The organism is Bacillus sp. YBsi01 (assembly GCF_038406745.1).
Taxonomy (GTDB): Bacteria; Bacillota; Bacilli; order Bacillales; family Bacillaceae; genus Bacillus; species Bacillus siamensis.
The window spans coordinates 2,981,027-2,987,500 of the sequence record NZ_CP151679.1 but is presented as its reverse complement, the minus strand read 5'-3'; the positions used below and the strand labels follow the sequence as shown (position 1 = coordinate 2,987,500).

The following is a 6,474-nucleotide window of genomic DNA, read 5'->3' as shown; positions in this document are numbered from 1 at the left end:
TGACGTCATCCCCACCTTCCTCCGGTTTGTCACCGGCAGTCACCTTAGAGTGCCCAACTGAATGCTGGCAACTAAGATCAAGGGTTGCGCTCGTTGCGGGACTTAACCCAACATCTCACGACACGAGCTGACGACAACCATGCACCACCTGTCACTCTGCCCCCGAAGGGGACGTCCTATCTCTAGGATTGTCAGAGGATGTCAAGACCTGGTAAGGTTCTTCGCGTTGCTTCGAATTAAACCACATGCTCCACCGCTTGTGCGGGCCCCCGTCAATTCCTTTGAGTTTCAGTCTTGCGACCGTACTCCCCAGGCGGAGTGCTTAATGCGTTAGCTGCAGCACTAAGGGGCGGAAACCCCCTAACACTTAGCACTCATCGTTTACGGCGTGGACTACCAGGGTATCTAATCCTGTTCGCTCCCCACGCTTTCGCTCCTCAGCGTCAGTTACAGACCAGAGAGTCGCCTTCGCCACTGGTGTTCCTCCACATCTCTACGCATTTCACCGCTACACGTGGAATTCCACTCTCCTCTTCTGCACTCAAGTTCCCCAGTTTCCAATGACCCTCCCGGTTGAGCCGGGGGCTTTCACATCAGACTTAAGAAACCGCCTGCGAGCCCTTTACGCCCAATAATTCCGGACAACGCTTGCCACCTACGTATTACCGCGGCTGCTGGCACGTAGTTAGCCGTGGCTTTCTGGTTAGGTACCGTCAAGGTGCCGCCCTATTTGAACGGCACTTGTTCTTCCCTAACAACAGAGCTTTACGATCCGAAAACCTTCATCACTCACGCGGCGTTGCTCCGTCAGACTTTCGTCCATTGCGGAAGATTCCCTACTGCTGCCTCCCGTAGGAGTCTGGGCCGTGTCTCAGTCCCAGTGTGGCCGATCACCCTCTCAGGTCGGCTACGCATCGTCGCCTTGGTGAGCCGTTACCTCACCAACTAGCTAATGCGCCGCGGGTCCATCTGTAAGTGGTAGCCGAAGCCACCTTTTATGTCTGAACCATGCGGTTCAAACAAGCATCCGGTATTAGCCCCGGTTTCCCGGAGTTATCCCAGTCTTACAGGCAGGTTACCCACGTGTTACTCACCCGTCCGCCGCTAACATCAGGGAGCAAGCTCCCATCTGTCCGCTCGACTTGCATGTATTAGGCACGCCGCCAGCGTTCGTCCTGAGCCAGGATCAAACTCTCCGATAAATGGATCACAGACTAAGTTCACTGCATCCTGCAGTAACGTCTGTGTGATCTGCATCGTGCAGACCTTAGTTTGACTGACTACGCACATCGCTGTGCGATTTATTTAAAACTTTGAATTAACAGGTACGTTTTGTCTTGTTTAGTTTTCAAAGAACTTTTTTGCTTCTCTTGAAGCGACCTCTTAATCATAACATTTTCAGTTTGATAGGTCAATACTTTTTAAAAAAAACATTTTTAGCAGACTGTCTTTGTTTTAAAAAGACAACATAAAGAATTATATCAGCATCATCGCTGTGTGTCAAAGCTTTTTTCGTTTCTTTATATAGAAAAAGCGCAGCCTGTTACAGCTGCGCTTTTTCATCTATTCTTCTTCCATTTCTTCCGGCTCTTCTTCATTCTTTTCCACTAGTGCCACAGTGGCCACGTGCTCTTCATCGGACATGCGGATCAGACGGACGCCTTGTGTTACACGTCCCGTAGTGGAGATATCGTTAATATCCATTCTGATTAACACGCCGCTTGCCGTAATAATCATTAAGTCTTCTTCGCCTCTTGTAGCTTTTACTGTTACTAGCGGACCGTTGCTGTCAGTGATTTTACATGTTTTAAGGCCTTTTCCGCCCCGGCTTTGGACTCTGTATTCTGAGGCCGGGGTACGTTTGCCGTAGCCGTTTTCTGTCACTATGAGAACATGGGAGTCTTCTTCAAGAATCTCCATGCCTACCACGACATCATCATCTGTCAGCGTGATGCCTTTGACACCTGCAGCGGTGCGCCCCATTTGTCTTACATCTTCTTCAGGGAAACGGATCAGCAAGCCGTTCTTCGTTCCGATGATGATTTGTTTCTTGCCGTCAGTCAGACGGACGGCCATCAGTTCATCGTCTTCCCGAAGACCTAAAGCGATCAGTCCGTTATTCCGTATATTCGCAAACTGGGACAGTGCCGTACGTTTCGACACCCCTTGTTTGGTCGTGAAGAAGAGGTAAAGCTCCTCATCAAATGTGCTGACCGGAATAATGGCATTAATCCATTCGCCTTTTTCAACCTCCAGGAGGTTAATAATCGGAATGCCTTTTGCGGTACGGCCGTATTCAGGAATTTCATATCCTTTTGAACGATATACCTTCCCTTTATTAGAGAAGAACAGAATCGTATCGTGCGTCGATGTAGAAATTAAGTGTTCCACAAAGTCATCTTCATTCGTTCCCATTCCCTGCACGCCTTTTCCGCCCCGTTTTTGACTGCGGTATGTGGACGCTGGGAGGCGTTTAACATAGCCGTTATGAGTCAGCGTGATGACGATGTTTTCTCTCTCGATGAGATCTTCATCTTCAATTGTTTCAAGACCGGACGTAACGATTTCAGTGCGTCTCTCATCATTGAACCGCTCTTTGATTTCATTGAGTTCTTCACGGATGATCTCGAGCACTCTTTCTTCATTGGCTAAAATATCTTTCAGCTCGGCGATAAGCGCAACAAGTGATTGATATTCCTCTTCGATCTTTTCGCGCTCCAGACCGGTTAATCGCTGAAGACGCATGTCCAGAATGGCTTGCGCCTGTTTTTCAGTCAGTGAAAATTGTTCGATTAAACCCGTTCTCGCAATTTCAGCCGTCTGGGAACTACGGATAAGAGAAATCACCGCGTCTAAATGATCGAGAGCGATTCTTAACCCTTCCAGAATGTGAGCTCTCGCCTCCGCTTTGCGAAGTTCGTAAGCCGTTCTGCGGCGGATCACGACCTTTTGGTGATCAAGATAATGCTCCAGACATTCTTTCAGGTTTAATACCTTCGGCTGTCCGTCAACGAGCGCCAGCAGGTTGATTCCAAAAGACGTCTGCAGGGCCGTTTGTTTGTACAGGTTATTCAGAATGACGTGAGCATTGGCGTCACGGCGGATCTCGATGACGACTCTCATTCCGTTACGGTCGGATTCGTCACGTAGATCGGTGATTCCTTCGATTTTTTTGTCCCGGACGAGATCTGCGATTTTTTCAATTAATCTCGCTTTGTTGACCTGATAAGGAAGTTCCGTGACAATAATTCTTTCTTTTCCCGAGGATGTCTCTTCGATTTCAGCCTTAGCCCGGATCGTGATTGATCCCCGTCCGGATTCATATGCCTTGCGGATGCCGCTCCGGCCTAAAATCTGACCGGCCGTCGGAAAATCCGGGCCCGGAATATATTCCATCAGCTCTTGGATTGTGATCTCAGGATTCTCACTTACGGCAAGCACGCCTTCAATGACTTCTCCAAGCTGATGCGGGGGAATGTTTGTCGCCATTCCGACCGCAATACCGGCAGCTCCGTTTACGAGCAGATTCGGAAATCTCGAAGGCATGACGGCAGGTTCTCTTTCTGAACCGTCATAGTTGTCTTGATAGTCAATCGTGTCTTTCGTAATGTCACGCAGAATTTCCATTGCGATTTTTGACATTCTCGCTTCTGTGTAACGCATCGCAGCCGCAGAGTCGCCGTCAACTGAACCGAAGTTGCCGTGTCCGTCAACAAGCATGTAGCGGTAGTTAAAATCCTGCGCCATTCTGACCATTGATTCGTAAACCGCTGAATCACCGTGCGGGTGGTACTTACCGATAACTTCGCCGACGATACGGGCAGATTTTTTATATGGTTTGTCACTGGTCATGCCTAAATCATTCATTGCGTACAAAATCCGTCTGTGAACCGGCTTCAGACCGTCACGCACATCCGGAAGCGCCCGGGATACGATAACGCTCATTGCATAGTCCAGGAAGGATGTCCGCATTTCCTGGCTGATATTGACTTCACGTACTTGTGGTGTGTTTTGTTCACTCATTAAAAAAACCTCCCTGAAGTATCACATGAAATAATGTGGGAGTAGATTGTCCATTATGATCTTCAATACGATTTCACTATTCTCCATTATATCAATAAACTTGTGTTTATACACATTAATTTAGCAGAATATACGGGTTTTGCGGGTTTTCAGAGGCTGCTTGAAGCCGCTTTGAGAAAAAAGCCTTATTTCTTAACGAAAATAAGGCTTTCATGGTTAAATATCAAGGTTTTTCACATATCTGGCGTTTGCTTCTATGAAGTTTCTGCGCGGTTCTACTTTGTCGCCCATCAGCATTTCGAACGTCTCATCAGCATCCATCGCATCTTCAAGATTGACTTGCAGAAGCGTTCTGGTCGCCGGATCCATTGTCGTTTCCCAAAGCTGAGTCGCGTTCATTTCTCCGAGACCTTTATAACGCTGGAGGCCGGGCTTAGGCGATTGCGGAAGCTCTTTTAAAAGCTCATCAAGCTGCTTATCGTTATAAGCGTATTCCACCCGTTTTCCCTGCTGCACTTTATAAAGCGGCGGCTGGGCAATGTAGACATAGCCGTTTTCGATGATTTCCCGCATGTATCTGTAGAAGAACGTTAATAAAAGCGTTCTGATGTGGGCGCCGTCGACATCGGCATCCGTCATGATGACTACTTTATGATAACGCGCTTTTTCAAGATTAAAATCTTCTCCGATACCCGTGCCGAGAGCCGTAATCATTGATCTGACCTCGTTATTTGAGAGAATCTTATCAAGTCTGGCTTTCTCAACGTTCAGAATCTTACCGCGCAGCGGCAGAATGGCTTGGAAATGGCGGTCCCGTCCCTGTTTCGCTGATCCGCCCGCAGAGTCACCCTCTACGATATAGAGCTCGGAAATGCTCGGATCTTTAGAAGAACAGTCCGCCAGTTTGCCCGGCAGATTGGAAATCTCAAGCGCGCTTTTGCGGCGGGTCAATTCCCGCGCTTTTTTCGCCGCCATCCGCGCTCTTGCGGCCATTAAGCCTTTTTCAACGATTTTGCGGGCTGAATCCGGATTTTCAAGAAGGAATGTTTCCAGCGCAGCAGAAAACAGCGTATCAGTGATCGTTCTTGCTTCAGAGTTGCCGAGCTTCGTTTTCGTCTGCCCTTCAAATTGCGGATCAGGGTGCTTAATTGAAATAATGGCAGTCAGCCCTTCTCTCACATCATCCCCGCTTAAATTCGGATCATTTTCTTTGAAAATCCCTTTTCTTCTTGCATAGTCGTTTATGACACGGGTCAGACCGGTTTTAAATCCGGCCTCGTGCGTGCCGCCTTCGTATGTGTTGATATTATTCGCGAAAGAATAAATATTGCTTGTATAGCTGTCGTTGTATTGCAATGCAACTTCAACCGTGATGCCGTCTTTCTCGCCTTCGATATAAATCGGCTCTTCGTGCACGACTTCTTTGGAACGGTTTAAGTACTCAACGTAGCTCTTGATTCCGCCTTCGTAGTGGTACTCGTTTTTCCGTTCTTGTCCTTCACGTTTGTCTTCAATCGTGATGTTTACGCCTTTTGTCAGGAAGGCCAATTCGCGGACACGGTTTGAAAGCAGATCATAGTCATATACAGTTGTTTCTTTGAAAATTTCCGGATCGGGAACGAAGTGCGTAATCGTCCCGGTCTTGTCAGTGTCACCGATCACTTCAAGATCAGCCGCCGGAACACCGCGTTCATACGCCTGATAATGGATTTTCCCGTCACGATGAACCGTAACATCAAGAGTGGTCGACAAGGCGTTTACGACAGACGCCCCTACACCGTGAAGACCGCCGGATACTTTATATCCGCTTCCGTCAAATTTACCGCCGGCGTGAAGAACGGTCATGATGACTTCAACCGCAGGGCGGCCCATCTTCTCTTGGATACCGACCGGAATTCCGCGCCCGTTGTCTGTAACAGTAATGCTGTTATCTTTCTCAATCACAATGTTAATATCTGTACAATAACCGGCCAGGGCTTCGTCAATACTGTTGTCGACGATTTCCCATACCAAATGGTGAAGGCCTTTGCTGTTAGTTGATCCGATGTACATCCCCGGTCTCTTTCGAACAGCTTCCAAACCTTCTAATACCTGTATCTGATTCTCATCATAACTATTTTGCTGCTGTTCCATAGCCATGCACATTCACCTACACTTTTCTTAAACGATATATTCATTGTAAAGATCCGCTAAGAATCTATTTCTAACATAAATTGCGCACGTTTCTTCAGTGTGCCGGAAGATAAGGGAGAGTAATATATATTCTCAGTCGTGACTACGATAGACTTTGGCGTGCCGTTTACGGACGGCACTACTTTTTCTTTCTGTCTGTCCAGAAATTCTTCAACAATCGGCGATACATTGACCTTGCAGTCAAAAATGCCGACGATATCGCGTGTTGAAACGACAAAGTCGTCACCTAAATGAATATACAATCGCTCACCTCATTTC

At 47.7% G+C, this 6,474-nt stretch carries 3 protein-coding genes and 1 rRNA gene (1 of these 4 running past the window's edge); all 4 read right to left on the bottom strand.

The window, feature by feature from the left end:
• Positions 1–1,202: ribosomal RNA gene (locus AADZ70_RS14990) — 16S ribosomal RNA — on the bottom strand (it extends 347 nt beyond the left edge of the window).
• A 361-nt stretch (positions 1,203–1,563) separates the two neighbouring features.
• Complete coding sequence (gyrA, locus tag AADZ70_RS14985) at positions 1,564–4,023, bottom strand: DNA gyrase subunit A (RefSeq protein ID WP_016937309.1); 2,460 nt, start codon at positions 4,021–4,023, stop codon at positions 1,564–1,566.
• Positions 4,024–4,239: 216 nt separating this feature from the next.
• Positions 4,240–6,156: a DNA topoisomerase (ATP-hydrolyzing) subunit B gene (gene gyrB, locus AADZ70_RS14980; RefSeq protein ID WP_029575274.1), complete on the bottom strand. Its 1,917-nt coding sequence runs from the start codon at positions 6,154–6,156 to the stop codon at positions 4,240–4,242.
• Between the two features lie 56 nt (positions 6,157–6,212).
• Positions 6,213–6,458 (bottom strand): extracellular matrix/biofilm biosynthesis regulator RemA family protein, encoded by a 246-nt coding sequence (locus tag AADZ70_RS14975; RefSeq protein WP_004392908.1) that lies wholly within the window; start codon positions 6,456–6,458, stop codon positions 6,213–6,215.
• Between the last annotated feature and the right edge of the window lie 16 nt (positions 6,459–6,474).

What these genes read in the sequence shown, in the direction of transcription:
- gyrA (WP_016937309.1), bottom strand. Translation starts at nt 4,023, where the DNA reads ATGAGTGAACAAAACACACCACAAGTACGTGAAGTCAATATCAGCCAG.
- gyrB (WP_029575274.1), bottom strand. Translation starts at nt 6,156, where the DNA reads ATGGAACAGCAGCAAAATAGTTATGATGAGAATCAGATACAGGTATTA.